Origin of the sequence: Gloeotrichia echinulata CP02, assembly GCA_038087035.1 — a bacterium.
Lineage (GTDB): Bacteria > Cyanobacteriota > Cyanobacteriia > Cyanobacteriales > Nostocaceae > Gloeotrichia > Gloeotrichia echinulata.
Genome location: CP051187.1, coordinates 652,277 through 670,344, shown reverse-complemented (window position 1 = coordinate 670,344; position 18,068 = coordinate 652,277). Strand labels below are relative to the sequence as shown.

At 42.6% G+C, this 18,068-nt stretch carries 15 protein-coding genes; 11 read left to right on the top strand and 4 right to left on the bottom strand.

Going from position 1 to position 18,068, the window contains the following annotated elements:
* Window positions 1–567 precede the first annotated feature (567 nt).
* Window positions 568–1,599 (top strand): hypothetical protein, encoded by a 1,032-nt coding sequence (locus HEQ19_02940; protein ID WYL98636.1) that lies wholly within the window; start codon window positions 568–570, stop codon window positions 1,597–1,599.
* Window positions 1,600–1,968: 369 nt separating this feature from the next.
* Here the strand turns inward: HEQ19_02940 and HEQ19_02935 are convergent, their stop codons facing one another.
* Together HEQ19_02935 and HEQ19_02930 are read right to left on the bottom strand one after the other, a co-directional pair.
* Window positions 1,969–3,609, bottom strand: coding sequence for an alpha/beta fold hydrolase (locus tag HEQ19_02935; GenBank protein WYL98635.1), 1,641 nt, complete (start codon window positions 3,607–3,609; stop codon window positions 1,969–1,971).
* A gap of 166 nt (window positions 3,610–3,775) precedes the next feature.
* Complete coding sequence (locus HEQ19_02930) at window positions 3,776–5,275, bottom strand: SLBB domain-containing protein (protein ID WYL98634.1); 1,500 nt, start codon at window positions 5,273–5,275, stop codon at window positions 3,776–3,778.
* Window positions 5,276–5,839: 564 nt separating this feature from the next.
* Between HEQ19_02930 and HEQ19_02925 the strand changes: the two genes are divergently transcribed.
* From HEQ19_02925 to HEQ19_02910, 4 genes are all read left to right on the top strand, one after another.
* Window positions 5,840–6,991, top strand: a complete 1,152-nt coding sequence (locus HEQ19_02925; GenBank protein ID WYL98633.1) for a CapA family protein — start codon at window positions 5,840–5,842, stop codon at window positions 6,989–6,991.
* Between the two features lie 281 nt (window positions 6,992–7,272).
* Window positions 7,273–7,632 (top strand): hypothetical protein, encoded by a 360-nt coding sequence (locus HEQ19_02920; GenBank protein WYL98632.1) that lies wholly within the window; start codon window positions 7,273–7,275, stop codon window positions 7,630–7,632.
* 12 nt (window positions 7,633–7,644) lie between these two features.
* Window positions 7,645–8,067: a type II toxin-antitoxin system VapC family toxin gene (locus HEQ19_02915; protein WYL98631.1), complete on the top strand. Its 423-nt coding sequence runs from the start codon at window positions 7,645–7,647 to the stop codon at window positions 8,065–8,067.
* A gap of 244 nt (window positions 8,068–8,311) precedes the next feature.
* Window positions 8,312–9,574: a transposase gene (locus HEQ19_02910; protein ID WYL98630.1), complete on the top strand. Its 1,263-nt coding sequence runs from the start codon at window positions 8,312–8,314 to the stop codon at window positions 9,572–9,574.
* A 50-nt stretch (window positions 9,575–9,624) separates the two neighbouring features.
* Here the strand turns inward: HEQ19_02910 and HEQ19_02905 are convergent, their stop codons facing one another.
* On the bottom strand, window positions 9,625–11,259 hold the full coding sequence (locus tag HEQ19_02905) for a protein kinase (protein WYL98629.1): 1,635 nt from the start codon (window positions 11,257–11,259) through the stop codon (window positions 9,625–9,627).
* A 144-nt stretch (window positions 11,260–11,403) separates the two neighbouring features.
* On the opposite strand from HEQ19_02905, the gene HEQ19_02900 reads away from it, so the two are divergent.
* Window positions 11,404–11,613: a hypothetical protein gene (locus HEQ19_02900; GenBank protein WYL98089.1), complete on the top strand. Its 210-nt coding sequence runs from the start codon at window positions 11,404–11,406 to the stop codon at window positions 11,611–11,613.
* Between the two features lie 122 nt (window positions 11,614–11,735).
* Complete coding sequence (locus HEQ19_02895; GenBank protein ID WYL98628.1) at window positions 11,736–13,103, top strand: lipid-A-disaccharide synthase-related protein; 1,368 nt, start codon at window positions 11,736–11,738, stop codon at window positions 13,101–13,103.
* Here the strand turns inward: HEQ19_02895 and HEQ19_02890 are convergent.
* On the bottom strand, window positions 13,092–13,814 hold the full coding sequence (locus HEQ19_02890) for a response regulator transcription factor (GenBank protein ID WYL98627.1): 723 nt from the start codon (window positions 13,812–13,814) through the stop codon (window positions 13,092–13,094). The genes HEQ19_02895 and HEQ19_02890 overlap by 12 nt on opposite strands.
* Window positions 13,815–14,369: 555 nt before the next feature.
* On the opposite strand from HEQ19_02890, the gene HEQ19_02885 reads away from it, so the two are divergent.
* The 4 genes from HEQ19_02885 (at window position 14,370) to HEQ19_02870 (ending at window position 18,039) form a co-directional block, all read left to right on the top strand.
* Complete coding sequence (locus HEQ19_02885; GenBank protein ID WYL98626.1) at window positions 14,370–14,621, top strand: hypothetical protein; 252 nt, start codon at window positions 14,370–14,372, stop codon at window positions 14,619–14,621.
* Between the two features lie 586 nt (window positions 14,622–15,207).
* Complete coding sequence (locus HEQ19_02880; protein ID WYL98625.1) at window positions 15,208–15,477, top strand: hypothetical protein; 270 nt, start codon at window positions 15,208–15,210, stop codon at window positions 15,475–15,477.
* Window positions 15,478–15,550: 73 nt separating this feature from the next.
* Window positions 15,551–16,885 (top strand): ATP-binding protein, encoded by a 1,335-nt coding sequence (locus HEQ19_02875; protein WYL98624.1) that lies wholly within the window; start codon window positions 15,551–15,553, stop codon window positions 16,883–16,885.
* 26 nt (window positions 16,886–16,911) lie between these two features.
* Entirely contained in the window at window positions 16,912–18,039 is a 1,128-nt protein-coding gene (locus tag HEQ19_02870; protein WYL98623.1) for a hybrid sensor histidine kinase/response regulator, read from the top strand.
* The last annotated feature ends 29 nt before the right edge of the window (window positions 18,040–18,068 follow it).

Below are 18,068 nucleotides of genomic sequence, written 5' to 3'. Positions count from 1 at the left end.
TTGCTTGTCGGGTTGCAATACTGCGTAGGTTTTGCCAAAAAACCTGCAGTTCATGACGGCTACTTACTTATTTATTTGCTAATTTGCAATTAGATTTTCTCTGGGCAATAAAAATTCATTGATCAAAAATTAATATATTTTGTATCAAAAAAGACTATCTTTTTGGGAAAAACTCCCTTATATTAAGCGGAATATTTTGAGCTAGCTGTTAAATTACTGAAACAAAAAACCTCAGTAACCAACCCCTCAAGGAAAAACTTTTCCTTGTCTTGTTGCTAGTGGTCTCTTGCATTAATTTTGATGGGTTGTTCGTAGTTGCGCTTCAGCGATCTTGATTGTCACAGCGCTCAAGCGCAACTACTACTCTGTCAAGATAAAAATGATGGACTGTAGTGCGGGCATCTTGCCCGCGTGAGCGAGACGCTCACACTACCAAAAATCCCTCAAAACAAAATTGACAGACTACTACAAACATCCTCTAAGACCCGGATACAAAACCCCCTGCTTCGAGTTCCTCTTTGCTTAAACCCCTAAAATGTTTTCAAATCAATCAGGAGTAATTGAATCATGAACAAGTTTCAGTTCAGTCTATCTTTACTGACAGCGACTGCTTTTGTCTTGGGAATGGGAGCATCAATCAGTCAATCAGTGCTTGCAGATGAAGTAATTGCAGAATCAATAAATCAGCCAGAAGTTAGCAATAATTTTATTGCTAAATCCATCAGTGAACAGGTAACACCTGAGAACAAAGATACAGCCCCAGAACCTGGAACTTTCTCTTATAATGCTGCTGATTTACAACCAGAGAATAATTCATCTTTGGATAACCAAATTGCCAATGCACCAGTTAATTTAGAGACTTTTTGTAAGAACTATCCCTTTAACTCTCGTTGTACGCAGCGTCCTACTCCATCAACACCAAAACCGTCAGAAGTTCAACCAACCGACGAACAAAAAACAGACAATATAACTAAGTCTAGCGGTTGGGCAATTACTTCTGAAGTAAGTACCCTAGGCTTTGGAGCGTCAGTTACCAAATCAGTCACACCTAATCTTAATGCTAGATTAGGTTTGAATTACTTTTCTACAGGTATAGATGTTAAAAACACCGATGTTACTTACAAATCTGACGTAAACTTATTCAACGTCTCTACTGTAGTAGATTACCATCCTTGGAAAAACTCTGGTTTTCGTGTAACTGGTGGATTGGTATTTAATGATAATAGAGTTGAAGGCACCGGAAATGCCACCACTGGCAAGATTAGGATTAATAACAACGATTATGATGCTAACCAACTAGGTTCAGTGAAAGCTAAGATTTCTTTTCCTAATAGTGTTGCACCTTACCTTGGTATTGGCTGGGGAAATGCTGTTAAACCCGGTCAACGCTTGGGCTTTTCGGTCAATTTAGGTGTATTGTTCCCCGGATCACCACAAGTAGATTTAACACCTACTTTTGGTGCAGAAGCAGCAGCTAATCCGGTTCTACAAACAGAGATTAACAACAATATTGCAGCAGAAAAATCCAAAATCCAGAAAGACCTAGATTGGTTGAATGTTTATCCAGTGTTTTCTCTTGGTTTGTCTTACCAATTTTAGATGAAATGTTTGAAAAAAGGCTGATCTATACCACTCCTAAATAATTGGTGACGATTTAGATATAGCGTTTCTCGCCCTAGTGAGGTACATCGGTAAGGGCACGGCAGTGCCGTGCCCCTACATCGCGTGATACAATTTGTCTCGCTCCCATGCTCTGCGTGGGAGCGAGATATAGTGGGCTTCCGCCTCAAGGACGGATGAGTTGAGGCAGAGCCTCATGATAGGCATTTCCAGCCAGAGGCTGGAAACGAGACTGCCCAAGGTTTTTAGCTTAAGTTGACACCAATGCAAGGCCTTGCGCCCCTACAAGGATCTGTGGTTCAAAGAAATGAAAATTGCTGTATATGTGCCCCCAGAGTAGGTGCTGAATTAATTATTTGACACAAAACCCAACCAAGGCTTAATAGTTCCTGGTAAATCAGAATTAAGCCGTAAGGGTATTTCAGATGTAGAAAGAGATTGGGCGTAAGCTGGTGTCAAAAAGGGTTGGTAAATTTTCGCTTCTGGTGTGAGTTGTTTAACAAATGCTAAACTGACACCACGAATCAACTGACGTAGAGAATTGGTTTCTTCGCCGCGCTTTTCTTGAATAATGTTGGTAGTATCTGACACTAAATATGCCGGATCGCTAACACTCATGTGAGTAGCACCAATCGCAGTTAATAAATATTTTGCACCTCGCAGTTGGGCAAAAGGTGCTATTTGATGCTTAAGGGTTGGGGTCAGAGAATCTTCGGTGCTAGTGAAGATTAATACTGGGTTAGTAACTTGAGAAAGACCGTTTTTGCCAAAAAGTTTACCGACGAGGGGATTTAAAGCGATCGCACTCTTGACACGCTCATCTTTTAGTTGTATTTTTGTTTCTTTTAAAGCAGTAGCTGCACATTGCAACCAATCACCGGGAGATTCGCCCAAGGAAAGGTTAGTTTTGCAGAATTGTCGCAGTTCCCCCAAGTCTATTTGGGCACCAACCAACGCCAAGGCGGTATAACCTCCCAAGGAATGACCGATGACAGTCACTTTCTCGGTGTTGAGTTTTCCTTGAAGTAGCCCAGATTGAGTATTGAGTTTTGCTAGTTCATTGAGCAAAAAGCTGATATCTTTTGGTCGCTCAATAAATTCCTTGGCTGGTAGGAGTTGCGCTAAGTTAGCTTGTTCTGAGGCTTTTGTGACAGCATTGACATTACTTCCAGGATGTTCAATAGCCGCAACGGTGATCCCCTGGGAAGCTAGATGACGCGCCAAATAGCTAAAAAATTTGCGATTGGCGCCAAAGCCGTGGGAAATAACAACAAGTGGTGCTTGTGCGTCACCTTTACCCCAATAAATGTCTACAGGGATGACGCGGTTCCGTTGTCGGTCTTGGAGAGTGAGTGTTTGCTGCTGAAAGGCTTCCTTACCAACAGCAGCTGGATCGAAACTGGGTTGAAATTTTGTGTTGCTGTTGACTAATAGTTCTCGCGATAACAAAGCGCCAATAGCTTGACTTTGCAAGTTATTGGTATTGAATTGGAGGGCTATTTGCAGAGCTTTACTTGCATCTACAGTTACATTGTCTCCTGGATAGGCTTGCAAGAACCCAACTACAGTTAAACCGTTAACTTGACGTAAGCCCAGGTTGAGGGCTGTCTGGAGGGTTTCTACCGTACTACCTGGTATAGCCACACCTAATGATGTAATTAATTGATTACCAGCAGGCGATCGCATGAGTTCTGCAACGAATTTATCAGCCACCGCTGGATCTACTTGTAGACGCCGATTGAGCAATTCTCGGATTTGGGGCGTCAAAAAGGAGCTATAGATTTGTAGGCTATCTGGTAGTTTACCTGTTTTGGCAAACTTTTCTAAATCGGCGATGGCGATCGCTTGCTGAAATGGTCCTAAACGGATAGTTATCTTGGACGCTGCTAAAGTAGAGGGAATTCCCAGACCCCAACCCACAGCCAAGGTCAAGCTGAAGAGTAATCCTTGTAGTGCTTTACGCCGATGTTTCCCAAGCTGAAATTGCATAGAATCTGCCATTTTCTCTAAACCAGCGGATGATCAGCAGCCTGGAGACGGGAAAAGGGGATTGGGAGGAGATTTTTTGACTCTTGCGGATCGGGTTTAAATCTCCATCCATACCGCTCCCAATCCCCAGCGATGCACTGAGCTTGCCGAAGTGTCCCCAGTTAAACTAGAATTGGAATCCGAATAACCTAAACAAGTTCACAACAATACCTAAAGGACTTGCTATTGTGCTTAAGGTATCACTAGTCCTAGTTATGCCATTGCGGCTGACTACCACAACATCATTATTGCGGAGTATGGGATTTGTTTGCTCGTTAATTCCCTGGGCGAAATCTACTTGTACTATCCGTTTGGTGACAGAACCGTTAGGGTTAAGACGAATCAAATCTACAGCACCGCTTTTAGCTCTAGAATCGTTAAAACCACCAGCCGCCAGTAGTGCTTGATTTAAGGAGCTATTCGGTTGTAGTTCTACAGGCCCTGGTTTTTTCACTTCGCCTACCACACCAACTTGAATTCTTGTGGGCGATAAAGTAGTAGTAGCTAATTGAGTAGCTTCTGATACGTTAATCTCAGTTGCTGTCGGTACAACTACGGTATCTCCGTCTTGGACAATTATGTCTTGATTGAGATCTCCACTCTGCAAAAGTTGCCAAAGATTGATATCTATAGTTTGTTCTGTGCCGGTACGTGTGGGTCGGCGTAGTTTGAGATTCCGAATATCAGCTTGTGGCGTAATTCCCCCAGCTAGTTGAATTGCCCGTGTTATATTTGGCAGACCAACACCAACGGCTCCACCGTCTTGTCCTCCTGATGTACCTGCGCTCACAAGATACGAGCCAGGACGGTTAACCTCACCAATTATTGCTACCGTACGGGGTCTTGTGATATCGGCGGCAAAGTTAGCTGAGAATAGATTCCGTGCTTCTGCTATGTTAAATGTGGTAGCAGTGGGCACAACTATTGTGTCGCCATCCCTTAAGGTAATATCTTGTGATAGCCTACCTGTTTGGATGAATTCCTTTAAATTGATGCTGACAGTTTGTTCTGAAGAGCGTCCTATCTTGCGTCGTAGTTGAACTTGAGTTACATCCGCTGCCAGTGTCACACCTTGAGCTATCGTTAGTCCAGCTAATACAGTTGGGTATTGTACCCCTGGCTGGTTCCCCGCGCCTCCTTGTAAGCTGAGGGTGTAAGCCCCTGGACGTGTCACCTCTCCAGCGACATAAATATTGATGGGACGAGGCGCTAACAGGTTGACTGAGATCAGCGGACGCTTGAGAAAGCGGGCGTATCTTCGGGAAATTTCGTCAGCGGACTGTTCGGTTGTTAGCCCCAGCAGTGATACGCTGCCAATTAAAGGTAAGTTGATCGCTCCACCAGGGGGAATAGCGTATTCTCCTGTATATTCCGGTACTTCAAATACATTTACACGTATAATATCTCCCCCGCCCAAAGTATAGTTAGTATCAAGTAATTTACTTATTGGTACTGGTTGGTTAACAGGTGTGATTGTTTGTGTAGTAGGTAATACTGGTTGTCTATTAGGTACTACTGGTGGTCTCTGAGCTAGGCTGGCACATGGCACAGCGATATTGACAGACGTTAACAAAGCCACACCCATAACTGACTGGGTGAGGGATTTCCGCAAATCTGTATTAAGCATATTTACTTGAGACTCTGAGACTAAGATTGCTAAAGTACTGTCTAAACATTTTAATCTTGACTACACGTAAATATTCAAGTTCCTCTACATTCTTATTTTCGGAGAAAAACTTAATTTTCCACGAGAGATTTACTTAATTAATTTAAATTTTTAGTGAAGTTAATTTAAACCTGAACTAGTACTCTGATACCCCAAGGTTGTTTTTTGTGTCATAATTTCTTCGGAGTACGGAGTTTCGGCAGACCGAAAATTTTTGCGATGCCTTCTGGTGCGGACGCTAGGCATAGCTTGCTGATACTCTGGAGTACAGCGGGGATGGCGATCACCAAAGTTTTCACTTCGTGACTGTGAAAAACGGAGTTACAAATCAGACTTTTGGTTAATTAACTGCATTTTAAACTACATTACCAGATTTTCTCGGAAAAAGATATGGTAGGTTTTAGCCTTTTAGAATAGATTCCCAGTGCTGAGGCTGGGAACGAGACGAATCATTGCAGCGCCACAATATATACCGCTATCAAGAATTTGTAGGATACACTAATGCCATCGTGTGAGGAATACACAATGGCTCATCAGAGGCTAGGAAGGCTATTTTCATTGGGTTTTGTCAGTATTTGTTTTTGTCTAGGTATTAGTATTGGAATTATCATCAGGTTTGGGCAATTGCAGCGTTCTGACGCCGCTACGACACATAACAAACCTTTACCATTTCCGTTTGTTGCGCCTGATGACGACCAAAACCCTACAGATACTATCACCATTAAAGCTGTTGGGGATGTAATTCCCGGTACTAATTTCCCTGACTACAGATTGCCACGCTTTCGTGATCAACTGCTGCCCAAATCTGTTCGAGGTTATCTGCATGGCGCTGATATTTTGTTTGGTAACTTTGAAAGTAGTTTAACTACATATCCCTACAGTTCCAAAGATATGAGCCAAGGGCAAATTTTTGCTTTTCGGTCGCCACCGTCTTATGCTCGGTTGTTTGCTGATGTTGGCTTTGATGTGTTCAATTTGGCGAACAACCATGCAATGGATTTTGGTCCGGTGGGGTTTAAAGATACAGTGACAAATCTGGAGGCGGTTGGTATTGAAACATTAGGGCATAAAAATCAAATCCTGTATCTAGATGCTAATAATATGACCGTGGCGATGATTGGATTTACTACTTATGATATGTATAATTCTGTCCATGATTTAGAAGCGGCTAAAGCGCTGGTGACAAAAGCTAAAAATAACGCCAATATTGTCGTCGTATCGATGCAGGTAGGCGCCGAAGGTACGGGGGCGCTGCATGTTAAGAATGAAACTGAGTTTTTTTATGGAGAAAACCGAGGCAATTCGATGCAATTTGCCCGGACAATGATTGATATGGGGGCAGATTTAGTCATCGGACATGGACCTCACGTTCCCAGAGCGGTGGAAATTTATAAAGATAAACTTATTGCCTATTCTTTGGGTAATTTTCTGGGATACAGGACTTTATCGACAGCCCAAGAAACTGGTTATTCAATGATTTTAGAAGTGAAATTGAACTCACAAGGAGATTTGATTTACAGTAAAATTATCCCCGTTCATTTAAATAAGCAGGGTATTCCTTACATCGATCAAAATTTCCGGACTGTGGGACTTTTGCGTTATTTGAATAAGCAAGATTTTCCGAAAAACCAAGTTCAGATTAATAAGAAGGGAGAAATTATTGTCATGAATAAGTAGTGGTCTGTTTGATTAGTTTTGAGGGTAATACCTACTTAATTTATCGGCTTAAGCAAATATTAAAATTCTTCTACTTCTTGTGGGGTGGGCGTCTCGCCCGCCCCAAGCCAATGGCTGGATGTCCACCCCACAAGATTGGATAATTTATTTGTTGGAAGTCCCTAATCAGGGTGGATTTGCACGGAACACTACCCGACAAAATTCTACTCATCCCAAATTCTCTGGGGCATTTCTGTGGATTGACTACGGTACAATGAGAAAGACACTTAAGTGTTTCAAACATGGTCATCAATCTAAATGTACTGCAATCCCAGCCATCGGCTAACCTGAAGGTGACATTACTAGTAGAAACCCTCGAAAACGGTCAGTTTGTCGCATCTATTTTTGAGTTTCCCAACTTTCGAGTTGAAGCACAAACAAGAGAAGAAGCAATTTCCCAACTGCAAACCACCTTTTTAGAACGACTCACCCACATCGAAGCTATTTCCTGGAATGTGTCACTTGACGCTTCACCACCTACTTGGATGCAATTTGCTGGTGTCTTTCAAGACGATTCAGATTTTCAGGAAATTATGGATGAAATTCGAGCCGAGCGAACCTCAGATGATGACACTGAAGTTGACTCTTCATACTACTTGTAGAGGAAGCTGATTGTGTCTCGATATATTCTCGATACCGACCATGTTTCACTGATTCTTTGCAATCATCCCCAAGTTACCGCCAACGCTTCTCTACATCAAATTGCTGTGACGATAATTACGGTTCAAGAACTTTTCAACGTCTGGATTGGTAGAATTAACGATCCCTCAGCAGTGGATAATCTCCCCGCACTCTACTCAAAACTTTGGACAACAGTCAAATATCTCCAAACAGTTGAGATCCTAGATTTCACACCCCTAGCTGATGACTGTCTCAAAAACCTGCTGAAAGAGAATCCTCCCCTGCGAAAAAATCGCCTGCAAAAAGATATGCGAATAGCTGCAATCGCATTATCTCTTAATGCCACAGTCGTTACCCGTAACCAACGAGATTTTGGTTTAGTACCCAGATTAGCTGTTGCAGATTGGACGCTGTAACCAATGGAATCTTATCAGATATTGTAGTGCGATGCCTGAAGGGGCGTAGCCATCGCTTTTGAGTCTTTCACTGTGTGGCACTACCTGAGCCTGCTTCAGAGGAGCTTCGCGATCGCCAAAGTCAATTGACTGTAAAACACCCCCTAATTTTACCGAAAAAATGGGTAAAAGCCCCGTCCTAGAAGGACGGCTTTATATTTTCTAATATTGTTTTATGTGCAATATTCCGTGATAAAATACGGGCATGATAGTCAGAGAAACCAAGCTACTAAACGGAACCCTGGAGCAATACCAAGCTCTTGATGATGCCATTCGCACTGCCCAATTCATTAGAAATAAGGCCCTTCGCTACTGGATGGATAACCAAGGGGTTGTTAAGGCTGACTTATATAAGCTGTGCAAGGATTTAGCACTTGAATTTGACTTTGCTTTAAAGTTAAACTCCGCAGCGCGTCAAGCCAGTGCCGAAAGAGCTTGGGCTGCTATCTCAAGTTTCTATAAACGTTGTAAAAAGCAGGAGAAGAAGAAAGGTTATCCCACGTTTAAAAAGCATTGTCGCTCTGTAGAATATAAAGTATCAGGCTGGAAACTATCTGATGATTGCAAGATTATTACTTTCACGGATGGCTTTAAAGTTGGGTCTTTATCTGTATTCTGCAATTCATCCACGCGAGAAGACCTTCATAGACTTAAAATTAATCGTGTCCGGGTAATCAGAAGAGCGGATGGGTATTATGCCCAATTCTGTTTTGACGCTGACCGTAAAGAAGTTGGAGAATTCACTGGCAATGTCGTTGGGTTAGATTTAGGGTTAAAATATTTCACTAAAGACCAAAATGATAATGCTGTAATTTATCCCCAATTCTTGAGAAAGTCTGAGCGTAGACAAGCCAAAGCTCAGAAACGGTTGAGTAAAAAGTTTGTTAAAGGTAAAAAACCTCAGTCAATTAATTATCACAAGTCGCGGAAACGATTAGGTAGAGTTCATCTAAAAATCCAAAGACAGCGTAAAGATTGGGCTATAAAGCAAGCTCGATGCGTAGTGACATCTAACGATGTCGTCGTATATGTTCGGCGAAGCCGTTGCCGAAGGCTAGATTTGAAGATTGCGAACATGGTCAAAAATCATCATTTGGCTAAATCGATTTCTGACGCTAGTTGGTATCAGTTCACTCAATGGCTAGACTACTACGGAAAAATCTGGGATAAGGCAGTGGTAGCAGTAACGCCCGCTTACACCTCCCAAGATTGCTCTAATTGTGGACATAGGGTGAAAAAGTCACTCAGCACCCGAACTCATTCATGTTATAACTGTGGGGTTGAAATATGCCGTGATACGAACGCGGCAATTAATATCCTCAAAAAAGGAATGAAGATATTAGGAGTTGAGTGGCAAAATAACAGTACCCAAGGGCATTGGGAATCTGCATCGCCAGATGAAAAGCATGGGGAGAAGACTGCCAATACTATTGATGGGAAACTTGATATAGCAAGCGGATTTCTGTGAACCATGAATTAGAATCCCCGTGCGTTCACGCCGGGGAGTATGTCAACGCGCTACTGGTTATCAGTTTGTGGCTTTTCTTGGGGCTTTTCATCCTTTTGGGATGGACTGTCATCAGATGAATTTGGCTTGTCTTCAGATGTTGGTACAACCACAGCCGGCGGTTCTGACTGTTTTGATTCCTCAGATGCTGGTGCTGCTGGTACAACTACGGGATTTGACTGCTTGTGTGATGGGGATGGGGCGGAATCTTTACTCACAGGAGGAGAGTTGTTTTCTGGTGAGCGGGAAGCATCACGAGATGAGCGAATTTCCCTGAGCTTTTCTACTAGCGGTAATGGGGGGGAAGCTTCAGGAGAAGGTGAGGCTGGTTCCCGGTTCTCAGTTTGAGGTTCTCTGGTGTTGCGTTGACGGGATTCTTCTGTAGAACTGTTACTGTTATTGGAAGTTTCTTCTTGGGTAACAGGACGATTGCGCCTGCGTCGCCTAATATTAGAGACGGGTGGCAATTCATTTACCGAAGAGGCTTGAGTCTCTTTCGTTGGCGATGAACTCGTATTATTTGTTGCTGGTATTTCCGCCGTTGGCTCCTTGGTTGGCTGGGAAAAAAGAGGCGGTGGTGCTGGCTGTGGCTGGGTTTTAGGAAGCATACTAGTAATGCCAAAACCTGCGGTGGCAGCTACAATCGCTACACCAGTGCCCAATAATACTTTAGAAGAGGCTAGTTGCAGTGCCCGTGATTTAACATTCTTGATCGCTAATGGTAGAGAAATCTGATTTTTTTGGGCTGTGGTCCCAAGTAATGTTTCTTGCTGGAGGACAGATAAATCGATAGTCGCGACGGCGTTTGTGGGTAAAGCCTGCGGGACAAAATCCGCTGCATTTGCAGGTAGCAGCTTCAGCCACTCTGCAACTGTCCCCGGACGAAAGCGAGATTCCACCGCCATCCCCCGCATAATCGCCTGATTTACCGCAGCACTGAGGTGGGGTTGGAGTTCACGGGGAGACGGCATTTTTTCGTGATCGCGTAGCAATGCGGGTAAGGGAACTTGTGCTGTTAACAACGCATACAACGTTGCTGCTAAACCATAAACATCTGTTGCTGGGGTGCGCGTTGCTTGGCTAAGATATTGTTCAATGGGGGAATATCCCTCAGAAACCATACCCGTGTGCGTCTGTCTTACACCGCTATTAAATTCCCTGGCGATGCCAAAATCAATCAGTATCACCTCCTGGGTTCCTTGACGGAGAATGATATTATCAGGTTTGACATCTCGGTGTAGCAACCCGTTGTTGTGTACCACCTGCAATGCTGCCCCAATTTGGCGGATAAAATGAATAGCCGTGGCTTCTGGCAAAGGTATTCCTGATAAGACAAAAGCCTCACCTAACGTTTGTCCAGGAATATATTCCATCACCATATAAGGTAGTCCAGCTTCGACAAAAAAGTCGCTGACTCGAACAATATGAGGATGGATACAAGTAGCTAATCGTCTAGCTTCATCTTGGAATTGGCGCTCGAATTTAGCATAATCAGGATGTTGTCGCAACCGTTCATTAATAGTCTTAATCACTACTTCATGACCTAAGTAGTGATGAGTGGCTTTGAAAGTAATCCCAAAGCCACCCTGTCCGATTTCCTGGTTGAGGGTATATTTTCCAGCCTGCAAAGTTGTACCTGTTAACATAGAGAGTCCTGAGTCCTGAGTCCTGAGTCCTGAGTCCTGAGTCCTGAGTCTTAAGGGACTTTCAAAGAAATTGGCTCTCCCTAATTGGGAAAAACCTCCCCATTATCTCAACGATTGTGTCTTTTTCATAATACATTACGCCGAATGGGGATTGGGGATTGGGGATTGGGGATTGGGGATTGGGGATTGGGGATTGGGGATTGGGGATTGGGGATTGGGGATTGGATTAATTTACTCATTACTCATTACTCATTACTCATTACTCATTACTCATTACTCCTTACTCATTACTCATTACTCATTACTCCTTACTATTGGGGATTGGGACATGGTGAAATAGCTTCTGAGTCCTAATTGTTATTAACACCTCTAGGCACAACCGCAGGATTTTGCGAAAATTGTTTAGCAATTACGGTTTCAGCACCAGAAGCCACTTGTAAGTCCCAATCCCCATCCCCCAATCCCCATCTTCGTTTATGAGTGATGTATCTCGGTTATCTCTAGCTTCTCATCCGCAAACGACAACTTCGCGGTTGCAGTTACTGGTTTTAAGCAATGGTCATGGAGAGGATGTGATTGCAGTGCGGATTTTGCAAGAACTGCAGCAGCAAGCAAACCCACCAGATATCTTTGCTTTACCTCTGGTGGGTGAAGGACGGGCTTACCAACAGATGGATATACCCCTGATTGGTTCGGTACGCACTATGCCTTCTGGCGGCTTTATATATATGGATGGGCGTCAATTGGTTAAGGATGTCCGTGGTGGTTTATTGCAACTTACTCTCAACCAAATTAAAGCTGTACGCCGTTGGGTAAATTCTCAAAAACAATTAGGCAACAAGACGGGTATCTTAGCTGTGGGAGATATTGTCCCGCTGTTGTTTGCCAGTTTTAGTGGTGCTAGCTATGCTTTTGTGGGTACGGCAAAATCAGAATATTATGTCCGCGATGAAGCTGGTTTATTACCACGCAAAACTAAAGGTGCTAGTTGGGAAAATTTTTCAGGTTCGATTTACCATCCTTGGGAACGTTGGTTGATGAGTCGTCGCCGTTGTCAGGCGGTGTTCCCTAGGGACTCGTTGACGACGCAAATCTTAAAAAAATGGCCAATTCCCGCTTTTGATTTGGGGAATCCGATGATGGATGGTCTGGAGGCGTCGTTTCCTCGTCAGCGGTTTTATAGTGCGGATGTCCAGCAGCAAGAAATTTCTCGTCCGTTGGTGATCACTCTGCTTCCTGGTTCTCGTCCCCCAGAGGCTTACAAAAACTGGGAAGTGATGATGGTGGCTGTATCTGCATTGATGGCTAGTTTTCGCGAACGAGATTCTATTTTCCACACTTCGGGATCTGTGGTGTTTTTAGGGGCGATCGCTCCGGGTTTAGACTGTGATATTCTCGGACAAACTCTCAAATCTCTTGGCTGGCGTCCTCATTCGGAATCTCCCATCCAAGTTAATGATGCTAATGTATTGACATTTAAACAAAAAAATGCTTATTTATTGTTAACTCAACAAGCTTATAATGACTGCTTACATTTGGGAGATTTGGCGATCGCAATGGCGGGGACAGCTACCGAACAATTTGTAGGTTTAGGCAAACCGGCGATCGCGATTCCTGGTGAGGGTCCCCAATATAACCCGGCTTTTGCAGAAGCTCAAAGCCGCCTTTTAGGAACATCTTTAATTTTAGTAGACCAACCATCAAAAGTTGCTAAAGTGGTACAATCTTTATTTAACAATCCTGACAGTTTGCAATTAATTGCTGATAATGGTCTACAACGCATGGGTCAACCAGGTGCGGCTCGACGGATTGCCAATTGTTTGCAGGAAAGATTAGCCGACTAACCCGGAACGCAAAGCACGAACTGCAGCTTGGGTACGATCATCAGCACAGAGTTTATTTAGGATATTGCGAACATGGGTTTTCACTGTCCCAACTGTAATATATAGTTTCTCTGCAATCTGCCCGTTGCTACACCCAGAGACAATCAACTCTAAAATTTCTAATTCTCGTTGAGTTAGTGGGTAGGTTTCTAAAACTTGCTCGTATTCTGTCGCCAGGGCTTCAATTTTCACGGTCTTAGGCTTATCAGATGATTGGGTTTCCCCTGGCAAACCTTGCCGCATCTTTCTTAATACCACATTGGCGATCGCTGGATCAATCCAAGAGTTGCCGTTGTAAGTTGCTTGTATGGCCTCGGTTAATTTATTAATGCTGGTTTCTTTCATATAATAAGAGTCTGCCCCCGCCGCAAAAGCAGCTAGTACGGCATCCTCTGTGTGATCCATTGTCAGAATGAGAATTTTTGTGTTTGAATTCCCTGTTTCTGCTTGAAACCGTTTAAACTTCCGGGTGAGTTCAATCCCATCCATGTCAGGTAAGCCAATATCCACAACAGCTACATCTGGCTTTGCTGTCTCCAAGAGTTTTAGTCCCTGGGTGGCGTTTCCCGCTTCCCCAATCACTCTCAACGCACTGTGCGATTGTAATGCAGCTCGTAGTCCCATCCGCGTTAGGTCATGATCTTCTATTAAGATAATGCTGATTTCACTCATTGCTACACTCACTATTTTCCGATTGCCTCTTATATAGGACTAATATTTGATTTGGGAAATATATGTAGGCTAGGCTATGCCAAGTAAAACCTGGATGTGTAAGGCATAGCCCTACCTACTGAGATTTTTTCAGAAATCAAATATGATTCCTATAAGCATCCACACATAGCAATTTCAATTAGATTGTGAAAAATATCAGTGGTGGCTGTTGACTCTTAACAGTTTACCGTTGACTGTCAACCGTCAACCGCCTCTATACGAAATTTGACAAATCATTTAGCACTACTATATATGTCAGCTATTTTCACTGCTTCTCCCATCCCAGGGTAGATGATGCTTTGTTCACCCTGCATCCACCGATAGAAATAATAAAGTTATTTTTTTACCTGTTAGCTTGAGGTAAAAATCTAGCTGAAGATATATGGAAATTTGACTAAAAAAAGTGAAATAATGAGAAAGATTTTCTTTTTGCACTGCTTAAGCCTCTATTAATGAGTTATCAATCATTACTATTTAATAGGATCTCTGTTCAAGCTTTGCAATCGGCTTATAAAAATGGACAAACTAGGAAAAACGGCAACCACAATAGGAGAAAGTCAATCACCCAATCCTTCAATTTTTAACCAAAATGTGGTATTTATAGGATTAATGGCGTCAGATAGTATTCCTAGAGATTTAGACATTGGTAGACTCACCAGCAGTCAGTTCAACTCATGCCACCCCTATTTAACATACTCCGGGCGAATTTACGGTAAACCCGATTGTATTGGTTATACCTCCCTATTTGCCAGCAGTATTCTATTATGAGTGGGCTACAAGCCGACTTTCTGTGATTGGTTGTCCCTTCTGGGAGACTGATTGGTGTTAAACCTCACAATAAAGTCTTGCTTCTGTATACTCCCTACTCACCAGTCGGCACTCAACACTATTTTTCAGCTAGGCGTCGGTAGTATTTTCGCTTTAATTTGGTCTAAACGATTTTATGAGTAAAATTGCTTGACTCTATGGTAAACAATGTTTGTCTGCAACTCTGACTAATGGCTGAGGACAGAGACCAAAGCGCTAATTTACAATTGTGTTGAGGTCGATAAAGTATTTTATTTTACCTTATAAAACCTCCGTCTGTTTTTCCAATTTGATGATTGTGGTTTTGTGAGGTGGAGTTGTTGGTGCTGCTGAATAACAGCATCGCCGTCATCTGCTAGTGGACTGCGGCAGAAATAACCAGATAGTTAGATCATGCACCAAGCATATTTTAACATCATTATAGCGTTCTGCCTTCTGATACTAGAATTAAATCCAGGAAATTTCGCCAAGACTGATCAAGATCCTACGGTGGGAGGACAATGAACGGCAATTAAGAATAACTCCTGTGCTTGTGATTATGACCTGAATGCCCGCACAAAAGCAAAGGGATTTTCAGGTACATAGACCACGCGCTAAGGACGCAAGTCCTTGGAGTTTTACCAGAGATGTGGTTTCAATAGAGCAAAACTGCTGTAATTGGCAGTTTTTAAGAAAGAAAGGTGATATCCTCGGCAAAATGCCTGATTTAACCAAACAATATCGGGGTTTTAGCTATCCGAATTTTGGATTGAAAGTTGGCAAAGTCAGTATTTTAGCGAGAAGTTCCCAGCTGGTATTATCCAATCTCAAATCTTAAATTCTTTAGTTGGATAGTAGGACAATACTAATGTTATACATCAACCTGTATTTGACAGCGAAAATAAAAGCCGATGGAACAGACGCTGAAAATTTTGGTTGTAGACGATGATGAAGTTGACCGCATAACTGTGCGTCGTGCTTTGACTACAGCAGGAGTGCGGATGCAACTGTTTGAGGTAGCTAACTCTAATGATGCGCTCTCTGCTTTTGAGCATACTACCTATGACTGCGTTTTTCTCGACTATCGCTTACCAGATCAGGATTGCTTGACGCTGATCCACAAACTACGCTCTTTGCAAATCAAAGTTCCTTTAGTGGTTCTGACTGATCACGGAGATGAAGAAATTGCTGTCGAGTTGATGAAAGCTGGTGCTACAGATTATCTTTGTAAATCTTGGGTATCTTCAGAAAGATTAGCACAGGTTTTGCGAAATGCAATTCGAGTGCATCGAGCAGAAATGGAAGCAGCTTTAGCAATCCAACATCTGAGAGAAAGTAACGAGCAACTGTTTATTCAGAACCAAGAACTCGAAAAACAAAGACAACAAATTCAGTTGCAAAACTTAAAGTTATGGGAAGCATCGCGACTAAAATCACAGTTTTTGGCCAGCATCTCCCACGAATTAAGAACTCCAATGAATGCGATCATTGGGTTCTCTCAAATTTTGTTACGTCCCAAGTTTGGTAATTTGACGTTTCAACAAGCAGATATGGTAGAACGTATTCTCAACAATGGCAAGCATTTATTAATGCTGTTGAATGAGATTCTCGATTTTTCCAAACTGGAGGGAGGACGATTAGAGTTAAAACCAGAATTATTTGATTTATCAAAGGTTATCAACTCTACTGTTGCAGAAATACGTTCTCTGGTTGATGCGAAAAAGCTATCATTACTGGTTCAAATGGATTTATCTAACCCGTGGGTATTTAATGATTCAGTTCGTGTGCGGCAGATTTTAATTAACCTGCTCTCAAACGCAATTAAATTTACAGAGTCTGGTAGTATTTGGATTGAGGTGAAGGAACTTCCCTATAATCAAGTGGTGATTAGTGTTCGGGATACTGGTATTGGTATAGCTCCTAGAGATTTTAAACATATTTTTGAAGCTTTTAGACAAGTAGATCAGAGTATCAGCCGCAAATACCCAGGGACAGGTCTGGGTTTAGCAATTATAGATTCACTAGTGCGAATCATGGGCGGCAAAATTATCGTTGAAAGTGAATCGGGGGTTGGTTCAATGTTTAAGATAGAATTCCCACGTCAAATCAAATTATCGTCTGTAGCCTTCGATGTTCCATCTGTAAATTTGGATGGAGGTCAGATTTTTTGTGCTGTGCAAAATCCTCATCAGCCTCATTCTTCATCCAGCAAAACATCAATGGGTTCTGCTAACTTAAAGCTTTAGATTAATTGCAAAAGAGTTTAACTGTCATGTCTGTTATCGAAAAATCTAAGATTGACCGAATTTTGGCTGTTGATGATACTAGAGATAATCTCATTTTGGTGCAAACAATTTTAGAGAGTGAGGGGTATCAAATTGAGTTAGTCACCAATGGGTTGTCCGCCTTACAGCAAGTTGAAAAATCTCCACCGGATCTGATTTTACTAGATGTGATGATGCCAGGGATTGATGGTTATGAAGTCACACGTCGTATTCGTCATCATCCGGGTATTAAATCTTATATACCCATTTTGCTGATTACTGCTTTTCACGAATCTAGCGTGGTCGAAGGTTTAGATGCTGGTGCTGATGATTTTATTCGCAAACCATTTGATACGGATGAACTCTTAGCAAGAGTGCGATCGCTGTTGCGTCTCAAGCACAGTCTTGATGAACAACAAAAAATGGCTCGTCAGCGAGAAGACTTTGTTTCCCGTCTGACTCATGATTTGCGAACTCCCCTGGTAGCAGCGGATCGGATGCTGAATTTGTTTGAGGAAGAAACTTTCTGCAAAATTTCCCCCGAAATGAAACAAGCGATCAGCGTCATGATTCGCAGTAACAAAAATTTGATGCAAATGGTGAACACACTGTTAGAAGTCTATCGCTTTGAAGCAGGTAAAAAAACTCTGAATTGGGAACCCTGTAATCTACGCGAAATAGCCGAAGAAGTGGTAAGTGAACTCTATCCTTTAGCCACTGAGAAAAGCTTGATTCTCAAACTAGAAGCTCATGAGTTAGACAAACTGGGAGAAAAAGCTGGTGTAGTCATGGGAGATTGCTTGGAATTGCGACGAGTTTTGCATAATTTGATCGGCAATGCTATCAAGTTTACAGATACCGGAGGCGTAGAAATTCGCATTTCTGAACAACCAGTTAATTCTACAAATCACGATTGGCTCACAATTGAAGTTGAAGATACTGGATATGGGATTGCTCCTGAAGACCAAGTAACCATTTTCGAGCGGTTTCGTCAAGGGAGAAATAAACGGTCAGGTAGTGGTTTAGGTCTGCACCTATCGCGCCGAATTGTAGAAGCGCACGATGGGAAGATTGAGGTGTCGTCACAACTGGGTAAAGGTAGCATCTTCATAGTCCAACTACCAAAACACATTTAAATCTTCTGTAGGAGCAGGTTTAATGCGCC